Source organism: Ensifer sp. Root278, from assembly GCF_001429285.1.
In the GTDB taxonomy this organism is placed as follows: domain Bacteria; phylum Pseudomonadota; class Alphaproteobacteria; order Rhizobiales; family Rhizobiaceae; genus Ensifer.
The window spans coordinates 206,421-219,797 of the sequence record NZ_LMJJ01000023.1; the positions used below are offsets into that span (position 1 = coordinate 206,421).

Genomic DNA, 13,377 nt, shown 5'->3' on the forward strand with positions numbered 1-13,377 from the left:
AACATGATTAATAGACAATTAATAACGAAATCAGCAGCTTAGGTAATTTGTGCAATGTTGGCGCAATCCGTGGAGCCGACAAAGGATGCGCATCTTCCAAGCTTCGCGACCACGCTACCCGGCACGAGACGCGAATTGGAAGAGCGAAAGCGCCGCGAAGGGCGCCCTAATCCAATCCACGGAGCAATATCATGCGGCAATCCAGCAAGTTTTCGATCTGGTCCAGTCTCACCCTGCTAACCTTCCTCGGCGTCCAGCAGTCCCAGGCGACCGACTTCTCCGTGCCCGATTATCAGGATCCGCCAGCATTCAGCTGGAGCGGCGCCTATGTCGGTGCGCATGGTGGCCTCGGCTTCAGCGGCAGCCCCAATCCCTTCGCCGATCGCAATGGCGTCGCGCTCGGCGTCCAGGCCGGCTACAACATGCAGGCGGGCCCGGGCATCGTCGGTGCCGAGATCGAGGGCTCCTACCTCGGCGACACGGAGCACAAGGTCAATGGTGGCAAGCTCAAGGAAAAATGGCGCGGTGCGATCAAGGCGAAGGCCGGCCTCACCTTCGACCAGACGCTCGTCTACGGCACAGCCGGCTATGCGATGACCAACTACAAGAAAGGCGGCGATGTTCGCAACGACGTCGGCTTCAAGGGCGGTTATCTCGTTGGCGCCGGCATCGAGCAAGCCTTCGCAGGCGGCCTGTCGGCCAAGCTTGAGTACAACTACATCATGACGCCCGATGTCCGCACCAGCACCGTTTCAGGCTCCAGTGAAAAGGACATCAACAGCCACGTCATCAAGGCCGGTATCAACATGCGCTTCTGACGGGGCCGCCGGTTCGCAGCGGCGCCCTGCTAAGCCGACGACCTTCCCGAAAGGGGGCCTGCCGTTGCAGGCCCGGCAAACGGCAGGGCGTCACGCCGAAATCGGATCACTCCGCCGCTTCCCTCGCCAACGGCTCTGATGTCGCCAGCCGGCGCCAGATCGGCGCCATGGCGGCGGCGATCTCACCGTAGATCGCGAAGCGCCGGTCATAGTGTGCACCGAGCGCGGCATTCGGTCGGTAGTGGCGGTCGGTTTGCACCATCGCCGCAGCTCCGGCGGAAATGTCCGCAAAGAGACCGATGCCGGCACCCGCGGTGATCGCAGCACCAAGCGCGCCGGTCTCGCGCGAACGCGCGACCGTCACCGGCACATCAAGCACATCCGCAAAGATCTGCGGCCAGATCAGGCTGCGCGATCCGCCGCCTGAGAGCACCGCCTCGTCGAAACCCGCGCCTGCAGCTCGCATCGTCGCGATGTGCTGCCGATGTCCGAAGGCGACGCCTTCGAGCACGGCACGGACCAGATGGCCCTTGGTGTGCCAGCCGGCGACACCGTAGAAACCCGCCCGCGCGTTGCCATCCTGCTGCGCTCCATAGAGAAACGGGTGGTAGAGCGGATCGTTCGCCGCAGGCGCGACCTCGGCCGCCAATTGGCAGCACAGATCGAAGGGTGAGCGGCCGTCCTTGCCGTCGTGTGGAAACAGTTCCCGTACCAGCCATTCGAGATTGGCGGCAGACGTCGCGCTCGCCTCGATCGCCATGTAGCGGTTTCGATCGAAGGTCGAGAACATGAAGATCGGATTGCTGAGGTCCGGCTTTTCGATGATGACCTGGTTGATGCTCCAGGTACCGGCAATGATCGAGGCCGCTCCGGTCTTTGTCACGCCGGATCCTATCGCCGAGGCGACGACGTCGAAGAGGCCGCCGACAACAGGCGTACCGGCCGCCAGTCCCGTTTGCACGGCTGCCTCTTCACTCACCCTTCCAACGATCGCGTCGCTTTCGGCGAGATCGGGCAACAGATCCATGCAGTCGTGAAGGCCATAGGCCTTCATCAGCCCATCGTCATAACGTCGCCCGGCGACGTCGAGCAGCCCCGCTCCACTCATGTCGGAGACGTCGCTGACGCGGGCACCGGTCAGGCGATTGACGACGAAGTCCTTGCAAAGAAACACCGTGCCGATCTTAGCGAAGAGGTCCGGGCGAAAGCGTTTCAGCCAGGCAAGCAGCGTCGGCGTCTGCGATGGCCAGGGCCGCTGCCCGGCGATCGGATAGGTGCGCTGGCCGACGCCTTCGGCTTGCCATTCCTCCACGAGGCCGGCTGCGCGGGTATCGAGCGACTGGATGCCGATCAAAGGCGCGCCGCTACGATCGAGCGCATAGAGGCCGTTGCCATGCCCAGCGCAGCCGATCGCAGCGATCTCATCAGCACGGATACCGGCACGCTCGATACAGGCGCGGATCACCACCTTTGCGTGGCTCCAGAGCTCACCGAGCCCTCGCTCGACATGGCCGGGCGTCGGAACCTGGCTATGCCCTTCCTCAGCGGCCATCGCGATCTCGTTGCCCTCTCGGTCAAATAGCACCGCCTTGATCACGGTGTTCCCGGCGTCGATCCCGAGCAGATACTCTCCCATGCGCGAACCCCTCCCAAGGTTCTAAATCCGTTCGACCGAGACGTCGCCGCTGTCCTCCACGGCGACGCGCTCCACCCTGTCACAAGAGGCGTCGCGCCCTGAGGCGCGATGCCGTCCCAGCCAATCTCAGCCGCGCTGATAGAGCGCGTAAGCTTCTTCGCCGCCCGCATCCTCATGGATGATCGCCATCAGCCCGCGCACGACGGCGCTCGGATTGGCGTGCTGGTAGATGTTGCGGCCATAGACCATGCCCATTGCGCCCTGGCGCATCAAGGCCGCCGATTTGGCAAAGACGTTGCGCAGATCTTCTTTGCCGCCGCCGCGCACCAGGACCGGGCAGCGCGCCGCCTCGACGACCCTGTGGAAATCTTCCGCGTTGGTGGTCGGGTCCGCCTTGACGATATCGGCTCCCATCTCGCGCGCAAGCCGGGTCAGGGTCACGATCTTCTCGGCATCGCCATCGACCATGTAACCGCCCTGTTCGGTCACCGGCTGCATGACCAGGGGCTCGATCATCAGCGGCATGCCGTATTTGTCGCAATCGGCCCGCACCCGCGAGATATTGGCGACGCATTGGCGGAAGAGATCGGGCTCGTCCGGCAGCATGAACAGGTTGACGACGACGCAGGCGGCGTCCATCGCCAGCGCGCCGATCAGCGGCTCGGCCTCGTTCTGCAGCACCGCCCACATGTGCCGGTGGCGGATGCGGTTATAGGGGTTGCCCATGTCGAGACGCATGACGAGCGCCGGCTTGTCCTTGCCGGGCACGTCCTGCAAGAGGTCAGCCTGGCCATAGTTCATCTGGATCGCGTCCGGTGCCGCCGCAACCAGAGCCTTCACCACGGCGGACATGTCTTCGAGACCATTGAGGAAGGACGGTTCATTGCAGACGCCGTGATCGATCGCGACATCGAGGCAACGTCCACCACCGAAAAGACGGTTCATCCGGACCTTGCTGTTGTTTCGCATAATGCACTCCTTTGTTCATTCCGTGCGGAAAGGGTTTCCTCGTCGACGCCATGGCGCTCGGCGAGGAGGGTGAGAAAGCGTTTGCGCTCGTGATCGGCGAGGGGCAACGACCAGTGTTTTTCGCTCGCGAGCAAGGCGAGTGCGGCGTCGGCCATGTCGAGCGAGAGTTCGCCAGATATCGCCAGCGTCGTGCGGCGCAGCAGGAGATCGTCGAGATGCTCGACGGCCTCGTTGCGGACCAGGAACTGCAGCTCCCGCGCGGAGTAATCCGGATATGGCAAGGCGTGATCGGCACCGCCAGCGATGAAATCGGCGATCTGCCTCGAGCCCGTTCCATAACGCGTAAACAGCGTGCGCATGCGCTCGCGCGAAAGTCCGGTGGATGCCGCGACGTCGTCGATCCATGTATCGCGATCGGACGGATACTGCCGCCCGCCGCCAATGGCGCGTTCGCCGGTACTGACACGGCGCGCCCGGCCCAGACGCTCCAATGTGAGATCTGCCGCCATTTCGCCGAAGGAGCGGAAGGTCGTCCACTTGCCGCCGATCATGCACAGCACCGGCGGGCCATCGTCGACTGCTTCGACGAAGGTGCAGAAATGGTCGCGCGGGATGCGTCCGGTAAAACTGTCCTCGCTTGCCGGCAGCGGCCGCACGCCCGAGAACTGGAAGACCACCTCCTCCCGCCGGATCTTGATATCAGGCAGAACCCAGGCGAGCGACTGCAGGATGTAGTCACGCTCGTCCGGTTCGCAGCGCACCGTTTCCGGGTCGTCGACGCGGATATCGGTCGAGCCCACCAGCACCTTGCCGAGATAGGGAAAGAGGATGCAGATGCGGCCATCCTCGTTCTCATAATAGATCATATGGCCGTCGAGCGCTTCCATCAGCGCCGGGTTGTCGATGATGAGATGCGATCCCTTGGTGCCGCCCATCAGCGGCGCCGGCTTTGACGTCGAGGGAAACAGCGCTCCGTTGGCGATATCGATCCAGCCGCCAGTGGCGTTGATGATAAGCGTGGGCTCGATCGTAACGACCGCGCCGCTGACACCGTCCTTCAGCTCGTATCGCCCGGGCGCCGCAAGGACCAGTTCGGCATAGTTGAGCGCATGGGCATGTGGGCCGGCAGCAAGTCCGTCCTTCAGGAGCTCGAGACCGAGACGCTCCGGCTGGCTGACCCAGGCGTCGTAGTAGGTGGCAGAACTCTTGATGTCGGGATTGAGCGCCGGCCAACGGGCAAGCGTCGCGCGCCGGCCTCGAAAGGCGTGCTTCGGCATCAGGGCCCGCTTGCGCGTCAGGAAATCATAGATGCCGAGGCCCAGCTTGACCGCAACGGCGCCGCGACGGCTCGGACGGCGGGTCAGCCCCATAAACCGCACGGCCCCGTTGGCGAGACCGGAAAAAATATCGAAGATCGGCACCGTCGTTGGAAGCGGCGCCACGTAATGCGGCGCGTTCTTGAGCAACCGGTCACGCTCGACGAGCGATTCCCGCACCAGGCTGAACTCGCCGTTTTCGAGATAGCGAAGGCCGCCATGCACCATGCGCGACAGCGCAGCACTGGCGCCCGAACAGTAGTCGTGCTTCTCGACGAGCAGCACGTTTATCCCTTGCAGCGCCAGCTCGCGAAAGACGCTGAGGCCGTTGATGCCGCCGCCGAGGACGCACACGTCCACCTTCGGGCTCTCTACGAGCCCGTTGAAAATCTCTTCACGGTTCATGATGCCAGCCCGTTACCTGTCCATGTTGACGAGCTTCGCCGCGATCGCCGCGTCGATTCCCTTAAGGTCTTCTTCGTCGAGCCGGATCGTACCCGCTCGGGCATTGTCGAGCGCCTGGCCCGGATTGCGTGCACCGCAGAGCGCGAAGGTCACGCCCTCCTGTGCCAACGTCCAGGCAATCACGATCTGGGCAATCGTCGCGCCATGTTTCTCGGCGATCGACCGGATCGACTTGGCAAAGGCTGCGACCTTCTCGCGATTGCCGACGGAGAAACGTGGATTATCGCGCCGCTGGTCGTCGCCCGAGAAGACGCGCTCCGGCCCGATGCCGCCCGAAAGAAGACCGAGCGCCAGCGAGGAATAGCTGAGCGTCGCGACGCCGTTGCGCCTCGTCAGTGGCAAAAGATCGGCTTCGATCTCGCGATCGATCATGCTGAAGCGTTCCTGGATCGCATCAAGCCCGCCGATTGCGATGTATTGTTCCAGTTCGCCGCGGCCGACATTGCTGGCGCCGATCGCCCTGATCTTGCCCGCCTGGCGCAGCTCTTCGAGGGCGGCCATGGTTTCCTCAATCGGCGTCGTCGGGTCCTGCCAGTGGGTGATGTAGAGGTCGATATAGTCGGTGCCGAGCCGCTTCAGGCTCTGCTCGACCTCATGGCGGATGGCGTCGCGGCCGAGGTAGCGATGCACCGGCTTGCCGTCCTGGTCGAAGAAGTGCCGCCCCTTGTCCGTATGCCAGACGAGACCGCATTTGGTGGCGATGATGGCCTTGTCGCGCCGGCCGGCAAGCGCCTTGCCGACGATTTCTTCCGAACGCCCGAGGCCGTAGGCGGGCGCCGTGTCGATCAGCGTCACGCCGGCGTCGAGCGAGGCCTGGATCGCGGCGATCGATTCCCGCTCGTCGGTGCCGCCCCACATCCAACCGCCGATCGCCCAGGTGCCGAGCCCGACGGCCGAAGCCTTCACGCCCGATCGGCCGCTCTCGCGCATCAACTGTTCCCCACTCATGCCAGAAGTCCCTTTTCGCTTGCCATGGCGAGCACACGCTCACCGGTCGCCTCGTCCGTCACCAGTGTATCGAGATGCCGCCCGCGCATGACGCTGAGGATCGGCCCGGCCTTGTTCGGGCCGCTTGCCACTCCGATCTTCGTCGGGATCGAGGCAAACTCCTCAAGCGTCAGCGACACCAGCGAACGGTTGAGGCTGTAGTCGCAGACGCGGCCCTGTTCATCGAGCAGATGGGCGAGCAGTTCGCAGCTCGCGCCGGAGCGCTCGATCGCCGCCCGGTCGGTGCTCGATGACGGATGCAGGTCGTAGTAGCTCGAATCGTCTGACAGGATCGAACCGATGCCAACCACCGCGACCTTCGCCTCTCGCGCCCTGCCGAAAACGTCGGCCACCGCGCGCATATTGATCAGCATCGCCCGCTCGGCAGCGCTGTCGGCAAAAAGCGGCGCATGGATCTGAAAGGACCGGCCGCCGAGCCGGTCGGCCATCAGCGTCGAGACGTGGTTGACGTCGGTATAGTGCTTGCCCTGGACGCAGCCGGTCGCCGGGATGACCTCGACATCGAAGCGGCGCGGTGCCTGCAGCCCGGCAACGACGGCGCTGACGCCCTTGCCGCCGGTGATGCAGATGGTGTCACCATCGCCGATCTCTTCGAGCAGCAGACGCGCCGCCGCCTCGCCGACCGCCTGAAGGGCGGTCTGCTGGTTGTCGGAGACAGTGGGCACGACGATCGCACGGCGGATGCCGCCGATCGCCAGCAGCTGCTCTTCCATGTCGACCAGCGGCTCGATCGGCGATTTGATCTTGATCTCGACCAGGCCGAGCTGGCGGCCGCGCTTGATCAGCCGGTTGACGGTCGGCTGCGAAATGCCGAGCCGGTCGGCGATCTGCGACTGGGTCAGCCCTTCGAGGAAATGCAGGACGAGCGCCTGGTGCATCTGCCTTGCGACGACAAGTTCTTCGCGCGCATTCGAAACCGGGGACAGCGTGGATTTGGCAATCGGCATGTTCAGACGGCCTTCCGCTTGTGCAGCAAGTGGTCGATGGAAACGGCAGCTAAGAGAATGCAGCCTTTGATCATGTCCTGCCAATAGACGGACACGTCGAGCAGGATCAACGAACTGGTGACGACCGAAAGCAGCGCGATGCCGAGAATGGCGCCGAGGATCGTGCCCGAGCCGCCGTTGAGCGAGGCGCCGCCGATGACGGCCGCCGCAATGATGTTGAGCTCCATGCCGACGCCGAAGGTCGGCGTCGCGGCTCCGAAGCGCGACATGTAGACGACGCCGGCGACACCGGCGAGCGTCGAGCAGAGCACCGTCACCCAGAACTTCACCTGCTTGGTCTTGATGCCAGAGTAGAGCGCCGCCTTCTCGTTGCTACCGGTATAGAACACCTTGCGGAAGGCGGTTGCCCGACGGAGCAGGAAATCGAAGAGGATGACGACGGCGACGAAGATCAGGATGACATAGGGGACACCATGGAAGGTGCCCTGCCCCACCGCCTTGAACGAGGCCGGCAGCGTGAAGAGCGACAGCGGCGTGCCCTTGGTGATGACGAGGCAAAGGCCGCGCACGATGACCATCGCTGCCAGCGATGTGATGAAGTGGTTGAGCCCGACGACGGTGACGAAGAAGCCCATGATCATGCCGATCATGCTGCTGGCGAGGATGCCGACCAGCGAGGCCGTCCAGGGATCGACGCCGGCAAGAAACAGCGAACCGGCAAGCACCATGGCGAAGCAGACCACCGAGCCGACGGCAAGGTCGATGCCGCCGACGATCAAGAGGATCGTCATGCCGACGACGACGATGCCTTCGACCGAGAAGCTCATCAGCATGGCGCGCATGTTGCCGAAGGTGAGAAAATGCGGCGATGCGAAGCTCATGACGAGCCCAAGCGCCAGGATGATCGCGATCAGCCCGGCTTCGCGCATCGTGCCAATGCGCTTCCAGGCCGGCACCGCCCTCTCGGTTGCAACCATCGTATCAACTGCCATTTCCGCCTCCTCGGCTCTTTCCGTTCTTTCAGGCGACATTTGCTGCCCTGCCTGCCGCGATCCGATCCGTCGGCGTCACGCCGGACGCCAGGCGGATCACCGCCTCCTCGCTCATTTCAGTGTCATCGAGTGCGCCAGCAATCGTGCCCTCGCGGATGACCAGCACCCGGTCACAGAGCCCGAGCAGCTCCGGCAGTTCCGACGAGATCACGACGATGCCGATGCCGGTTTCCGCAAGCTCGCGCAGCAACCGGTGGATCTCGGATTTCGCGCCGACGTCGATGCCCCGCGTCGGCTCGTCCATCAGGATCACCTGGGGGCGGACGGCCAGCTGCTTGGCGATCGCCACCTTCTGCTGGTTACCGCCCGAAAGCGACGAGACCGGCATGTCGATGCCGCCCATGCGCACGCCAAGGCGGCGGACGAACTCACGCGCCAGATCGGCCTCGGCCCTGGAATTCAACAATCCGAGCGGGCCAGTCAGCGTTTTCAGATCGAGGACCGAGATATTCTGGGCGATCGACAGGTCGATGAAGACGCCTGAGCCCTTGCGATCCTCGGAGAGGTAGACGATGCCGGCGTTGACCGCGTCGCGGTAATTGGCGATGCGCTGCGGCTTTCCGCGCAGAGCGACCTCGCCCGTCGATTTCGCCCGCAGACCACAGATCGCTTCGGCGATTTCGGTGCGCCCCGAACCGATCAGGCCGCCGATGCCGAGGATTTCGCCGCGCTTCAGATCGAAGGAAACACTGTCGATGCGGTCGCCGTCGCTCAAGTTGCGGACCGAAAGGATGGGTTCGCCCGAGCGCGCTTCCGGCGCCTGTTTCGGCGGATAGAGCTGGCTGATCTCGCGGCCGACCATGCGGCGCACGACGTCATCAGGCGTGACGTCCGCAATCTTCTCGGTGACCACATGGCGACCATCACGAAACACGGTGACCCGATCGCAGAGCGAAAAGATCTCCGCCATGCGGTGGCTGATATAGATGATCGAAATGCCCGCGGCCTTGAGATCGCGGACGATGCCGAACAGCGCCTGGGCTTCCGCTTCCGTCAGCGCCGCCGTCGGTTCGTCGAGGATCAGCACGCGGCAGTCGAGCGTCAGCGCCTTGGCGATCTCGACGAGTTGCTGGCTGGAAATGCCGAGGTCGGCGACCTTCCGGCGGACGTCGATCGGTGCCAGCCGGTTCATCACACCTTGCGCCTCGCGCTCAAGCGCGCCGTAATTCATCAGCGGCGAGCGGCGGCGATTGGTGGCGGCCATGAACATGTTTTCTGCCACCGTCGCGTCCGGGCAGAGCGCGATCTCCTGGTGGACGAGGCCGATCCCGAGCGTCTGGGCGATCGCCGGAGAGCCTATTTTGACAGGTGCTCCGTCAACGAGGATCTCGCCCTCGTTCGGCTGCAGCACACCGGCAATGATGTTCATCAGCGTGGATTTGCCGGCGCCGTTTTCGCCGCAGAGCGCGTGGATTTCTCCCCGCTCCAGCTGGAAATTCACCTCGGTCAACGCCTTCACCGCACCGAAATGCTTGGTGACGCGCCGGACCTCCAGAACCGGTTGTGCTGTCATGCCGTCCTCCACCCGTATCATTGGCTGCCCGGAGCGGACCGGGCAGCCATTTTTCGCCCTTACTCGTCGATACCCTTGGTACCACGACGCTTCAGGTACTTGTCCCAGTAGAAGTCGTCGGCATTCTCGGCTGTGACGATCGAGAGACCATTGTCGACGAAGGGGATGCTCATCGGGTTGAAGCCGGCGCGCTTGGCGTCGTTCATCGGGTCGATCAGTTCCGGGTGCTTGGCCATCCACAGCAGCATGAAGCCCATATAGCCCTGCATGCCCTGGTTCGGGTTGATGGAGCCGAAGACTTCGCCGGCCTTGATCATATCGAGGATGTTGGCGTTGACGTCGGCGCACATGACGAGCACCTTGCCGCCGCTTTCCTTGCTGGCCTGGGCCGCACCGATGGCAGAGTTCGCTTCCGGCATGAAGACTGCGCCGAGGTTCGGATTGGCCTGGATGATGCTCATCAGGCCCTGATAGGCCTTGTTCGGATCCTGGTTCGAGGCGGCGCGGCCGACGAGCTTCATGTCAGGCCACTTCTCGGCCATGCGATTGACGAAGGCGGTGATGCGCTTGTCGTGGTTGTCCTGGCCGGGGTTTTCGAGAACCGCGTACTCGCCCTTGCCGCCCATCTTCTCGGCGATCGCGTCGGCGGCGTAGGTGCCTTCGCGGCTGTTGTCCGAGGTGATGAAGGAAACACGCTTCGACAGCGGCGAGTCCGCGGCGAAGGTGACGACGGCCGTGCCCTGGTCGATCGCCCGGTTGATCGGCTCGATGAACGGATCGGAGTTCATCGGGTGCACCAGTATCCCGGCCGGATTCTGGGCGAGCGCCTGGTCGAAGGTGGCGATCTGCTTGTTGACGTCATACTCCGGCGTGCCGGTATATTCGGTCTCGCAGCCGAACTGCTGGCCGGCCTGCTTGAACATCTCATAGACCGGGAACCAGTATTCGACGCCGGATACCATGACGTTCATGACGTATTTTTCGCCGGGCTGGCAGCGAAACGGGTTTGTCGTTTCGGCGCTTGCCGAACCGGCCCAGAATGACGTTGCAATGACCGCCAGAGCGGTCGTGCTGAAAAATTTGCGCACGCGTTCCTCCTCGGGGCCGAAGCCCCTCCCAAAAACCGATGGACCGCCTGTTTGCGGCCGCTGAATATGTGAGTTCGCCGGAACTCCTCCTCGACTTCCGACGATTGCGATTAAAGCCGCGGACTCACCGTCTGTCAATATAATTCATGGCATGAATAATAATTCATGCGCGATGTGAAAAAACAGCGAGGGGTGGCCTTCAATCTGCTGTCACGGGGATCGGCTAGAGGGCAGCGATGGCCACCCTGCAACAGATCGCCTTTCATGCCGGCTGCTCGCTGGCGACCGTCTCGCGCGTGCTCAACGGCGAAGGCCCCGTCAGCGACGAGATGGTACGGCGCGTGCGTCGGGCCGCCGCCGAGCTCGGCTATCGGCCGGCGACGGCCGCGGGGCGCACCGCCAGCCGCAGCCAACCGGTCGTCGGCGTGCTGGTGCCGAGCGTCACCAACCCGGTCTTCGCCGCCTCGCTTGCCGGCATCCAGCACCGCATGCAGGTAGCAAGCCATGGCGTTCTGATCGCGCAATCGAATTATGATCCAGCACTCGAGGCGCGCGCCGTGCGCTCGCTGCTCGAGCAGCGCCCGACCGGGCTGATCCTGACGCTCTGCGACGCCCGCACCAGCGAGGCGCTTTCGGCGGCGCTGCCGCCGACCGTGCTTCTCAACAACCGGCCCGTCGCCCGCTTCGCCGCCGCCGTCACGGTCGACAATTACCGCGCAGGCTACGAATTGACCCGGCATATCCTTGCGCATGGGCATCATCGCATTGTCGTGGTCACCGGCCATTTCCACTCCTCCGACCGGGCGCGCCTGCGTTACGACGGATATTCCGCCGCCATGCAGGAGGCGGGCGTCCAGCCGATGGAGGCTGTCGAGATCCCCTTCGTCGACGGTTACGAGAACCTCGACCTCGCGGCGGTCCTCGCGCATCACCGCCCGACGGCGATCATCGCCTCCAACGACCTTCTCGCCCTCGGCGTAATCGCGGCGCTCCGACGCGAAGGCCTTTCCGTACCGGATGATGTCTCGGTCGCCGGCTTCGACGGCATCGCCCTCGGGCGATTGATGAGCCCAACACTCACCACGATAGCGATGCCCGACGGAGACATGGGGCTTGCGGCGGCGGCGCTATTGCTCGACATGGCCGAGAACGCCTCCGGCTGCCGCCATCTCAACCTCGACTGCCGCCTCTACGCGGGCGGGACCGTTCGCCACCTCGTCTGAGCGACACAGGAACGCCGCCCGCGGAATTTCCTCCGGGGCGGCGACAATCATCAAGGAAATAGTATCAGCTACGCGGCAGCAGGCTTTCGACTTCGGCTGCAGCCTCGTCCAGCGCTTCCTTCGGCGTCGTCGACTGCTCAACGATGCGCGACAGGTTCTCGACGATCGTCTGCGTGACCTTCACGCCGTTGCTGCCGGGGAAGGCATACCAGGGGCGCATCAGCGGCATCTGCTCGAGACCGGCGCGGAACAACGGGTTTTCCTTGTAGAAGTTGGCGAGATACTCCGGCGACTTGGCGGCGAGCTCGTTGTTCGGCACGTAGCCGGTACCGGGAACGACGACCGAGGCGCCATAGGGGCCGGCGGCGAACTTCGCGAATTTCCAGGCCGCTTCCTGCTTTTCGGCATCGCGCGTCAGGATGACGACGGCATTGCCGCCGGTCGGCAGCTTGCCGTTTACCGGATCGATCAGCGGAATGTGCGCGGTGCGCAGGTCGAACTTGCCGCCAACATTCTTGATCGTGTTGCGCAGCGCCCCGGTCGTCTGGAACGCAAAGCCGGTCTTGCCGGCAACGAAGGCCTGCTCGCCAGCCTGCTTGGTCAGAACCGGCAGCCCACCTTCCTTGACCATGCGGTCGAGCACGTCGACGGCCTTCTGGCCCTCCGGCCCGTTGAAGGCAACCTTGCTCTCGTCTGCACTCAGCATGTCGCCGCCGGCGCCGAAGAGCAGTGCGGAGAACATCCAGTCGTCGCCCTGCCAGCGGAAGTCGATGCCCTCGTTGCCGTCGCCGAGCGCCTTGATCTTTGCCCCGAGCGCGATGACCTCGTCCCAGGTCTTCGGCGGGCTGTCCGGGTCACCGCCGGCTTTGCGCACCAGATCGGCATTGTAGTACATGATCGGGTTGGAGGTGGCGAAGGCAAGGCCCACCTGCTTGCCGCCCACCTGGGCGAGCTTCAGGATGTTTTCTGAAAAGCCCTGCTCGGCCATATTGCCGTCCTTGGCAATGAACGGGCCGAGATCGACGGGGATGTCGCGCTCGTTGACCATGCGCAGGCGGTTGAGGCCGATGAAGGTCAGATCGGGCATCTCGGCCGTGCCTGCCTGACGCATGATCGTCTGGATGCCTTCCTCATAGGTGGCCGACGGGTTGGCGAAGGTGATCTTGATGTCGGGGTTTTCTTCCATGAACTTCTTCGAGATCGTGTCCATCACGTCCTTGAAGAACCCGGGCATCGGATAGTGGACCGTAAGCTGGGTCTCGGCGTAGGCAGGGGCTGCGAGCATCAGCGATGCGGCAGCCGCGGTGAAAAGCTGTCTCAGATGTTTCATGGGGTGCGCTCC

11 protein-coding genes are annotated in these 13,377 nt (G+C 63.7%); 2 read left to right on the forward strand and 9 right to left on the reverse strand.

The window, feature by feature from the left end:
- The first annotated feature begins 191 nt into the window (after nucleotides 1-191).
- On the forward strand, nucleotides 192-818 hold the full coding sequence (locus tag ASE60_RS17380) for an outer membrane protein (protein ID WP_057251792.1): 627 nt from the start codon (nucleotides 192-194) through the stop codon (nucleotides 816-818).
- Between the two features lie 106 nt (nucleotides 819-924).
- On the opposite strand, the gene ASE60_RS17385 is transcribed toward ASE60_RS17380, so the two are convergent.
- The 8 genes from ASE60_RS17385 to ASE60_RS17420 form a co-directional block, all read right to left on the reverse strand.
- Entirely contained in the window at nucleotides 925-2,454 is a 1,530-nt protein-coding gene (locus tag ASE60_RS17385; RefSeq protein WP_057251793.1) for an FGGY-family carbohydrate kinase, read from the reverse strand.
- 126 nt (nucleotides 2,455-2,580) lie between these two features.
- On the reverse strand, nucleotides 2,581-3,399 hold the full coding sequence (locus tag ASE60_RS17390) for an aldolase (RefSeq protein ID WP_192494951.1): 819 nt from the start codon (nucleotides 3,397-3,399) through the stop codon (nucleotides 2,581-2,583).
- Nucleotides 3,396-5,144 carry a glycerol-3-phosphate dehydrogenase/oxidase gene (locus ASE60_RS17395; RefSeq protein WP_057251795.1) on the reverse strand — a complete coding sequence of 583 codons (1,749 nt, stop codon included), beginning with the start codon at nucleotides 5,142-5,144 and terminating at the stop codon, nucleotides 3,396-3,398. Before ASE60_RS17395 ends, ASE60_RS17390 begins: the two co-directional genes overlap by 4 nt.
- Nucleotides 5,145-5,156: 12 nt before the next feature.
- A complete protein-coding gene (locus tag ASE60_RS17400; protein ID WP_057251796.1) occupies nucleotides 5,157-6,152 on the reverse strand; it encodes an aldo/keto reductase in 996 nt (331 codons plus the stop codon).
- Nucleotides 6,149-7,159, reverse strand: coding sequence for a sugar-binding transcriptional regulator (locus ASE60_RS17405; protein WP_057251797.1), 1,011 nt, complete (start codon nucleotides 7,157-7,159; stop codon nucleotides 6,149-6,151). Before ASE60_RS17405 ends, ASE60_RS17400 begins: the two co-directional genes overlap by 4 nt.
- 2 nt (nucleotides 7,160-7,161) lie before the next feature.
- Complete coding sequence (locus tag ASE60_RS17410) at nucleotides 7,162-8,151, reverse strand: ABC transporter permease (protein WP_057251798.1); 990 nt, start codon at nucleotides 8,149-8,151, stop codon at nucleotides 7,162-7,164.
- A gap of 28 nt (nucleotides 8,152-8,179) precedes the next feature.
- A complete protein-coding gene (locus ASE60_RS17415) occupies nucleotides 8,180-9,724 on the reverse strand; it encodes a sugar ABC transporter ATP-binding protein (RefSeq protein ID WP_057251799.1) in 1,545 nt (514 codons plus the stop codon).
- A 59-nt stretch (nucleotides 9,725-9,783) separates the two neighbouring features.
- On the reverse strand, nucleotides 9,784-10,812 hold the full coding sequence (locus ASE60_RS17420; protein ID WP_057251800.1) for a substrate-binding domain-containing protein: 1,029 nt from the start codon (nucleotides 10,810-10,812) through the stop codon (nucleotides 9,784-9,786).
- 236 nt (nucleotides 10,813-11,048) lie between these two features.
- Between ASE60_RS17420 and ASE60_RS17425 the strand changes: the two genes are divergently transcribed.
- Entirely contained in the window at nucleotides 11,049-12,035 is a 987-nt protein-coding gene (locus tag ASE60_RS17425) for a substrate-binding domain-containing protein (RefSeq protein WP_057251801.1), read from the forward strand.
- Between the two features lie 64 nt (nucleotides 12,036-12,099).
- Here the strand turns inward: ASE60_RS17425 and ASE60_RS17430 are convergent, their stop codons facing one another.
- Nucleotides 12,100-13,365, reverse strand: a complete 1,266-nt coding sequence (locus tag ASE60_RS17430) for an ABC transporter substrate-binding protein (protein ID WP_057251802.1) — start codon at nucleotides 13,363-13,365, stop codon at nucleotides 12,100-12,102.
- Between the last annotated feature and the right edge of the window lie 12 nt (nucleotides 13,366-13,377).

Coding starts and splice junctions, on each gene's coding strand:
- ASE60_RS17380 (WP_057251792.1), top strand. CDS start 192: ATGCGGCAATCCAGCAAGTTTTCGATCTGGTCCAGTCTCACCCTGCTA.
- ASE60_RS17385 (WP_057251793.1), bottom strand. CDS start 2,454: ATGGGAGAGTATCTGCTCGGGATCGACGCCGGGAACACCGTGATCAAG.
- ASE60_RS17390 (WP_192494951.1), bottom strand. CDS start 3,399: ATGAACCGTCTTTTCGGTGGTGGACGTTGCCTCGATGTCGCGATCGAT.
- ASE60_RS17395 (WP_057251795.1), bottom strand. CDS start 5,144: ATGAACCGTGAAGAGATTTTCAACGGGCTCGTAGAGAGCCCGAAGGTG.
- ASE60_RS17400 (WP_057251796.1), bottom strand. CDS start 6,152: ATGAGTGGGGAACAGTTGATGCGCGAGAGCGGCCGATCGGGCGTGAAG.
- ASE60_RS17405 (WP_057251797.1), bottom strand. CDS start 7,159: ATGCCGATTGCCAAATCCACGCTGTCCCCGGTTTCGAATGCGCGCGAA.
- ASE60_RS17410 (WP_057251798.1), bottom strand. CDS start 8,151: ATGGCAGTTGATACGATGGTTGCAACCGAGAGGGCGGTGCCGGCCTGG.
- ASE60_RS17415 (WP_057251799.1), bottom strand. CDS start 9,724: ATGACAGCACAACCGGTTCTGGAGGTCCGGCGCGTCACCAAGCATTTC.
- ASE60_RS17425 (WP_057251801.1), top strand. CDS start 11,049: ATGGCCACCCTGCAACAGATCGCCTTTCATGCCGGCTGCTCGCTGGCG.
- ASE60_RS17430 (WP_057251802.1), bottom strand. CDS start 13,365: ATGAAACATCTGAGACAGCTTTTCACCGCGGCTGCCGCATCGCTGATG.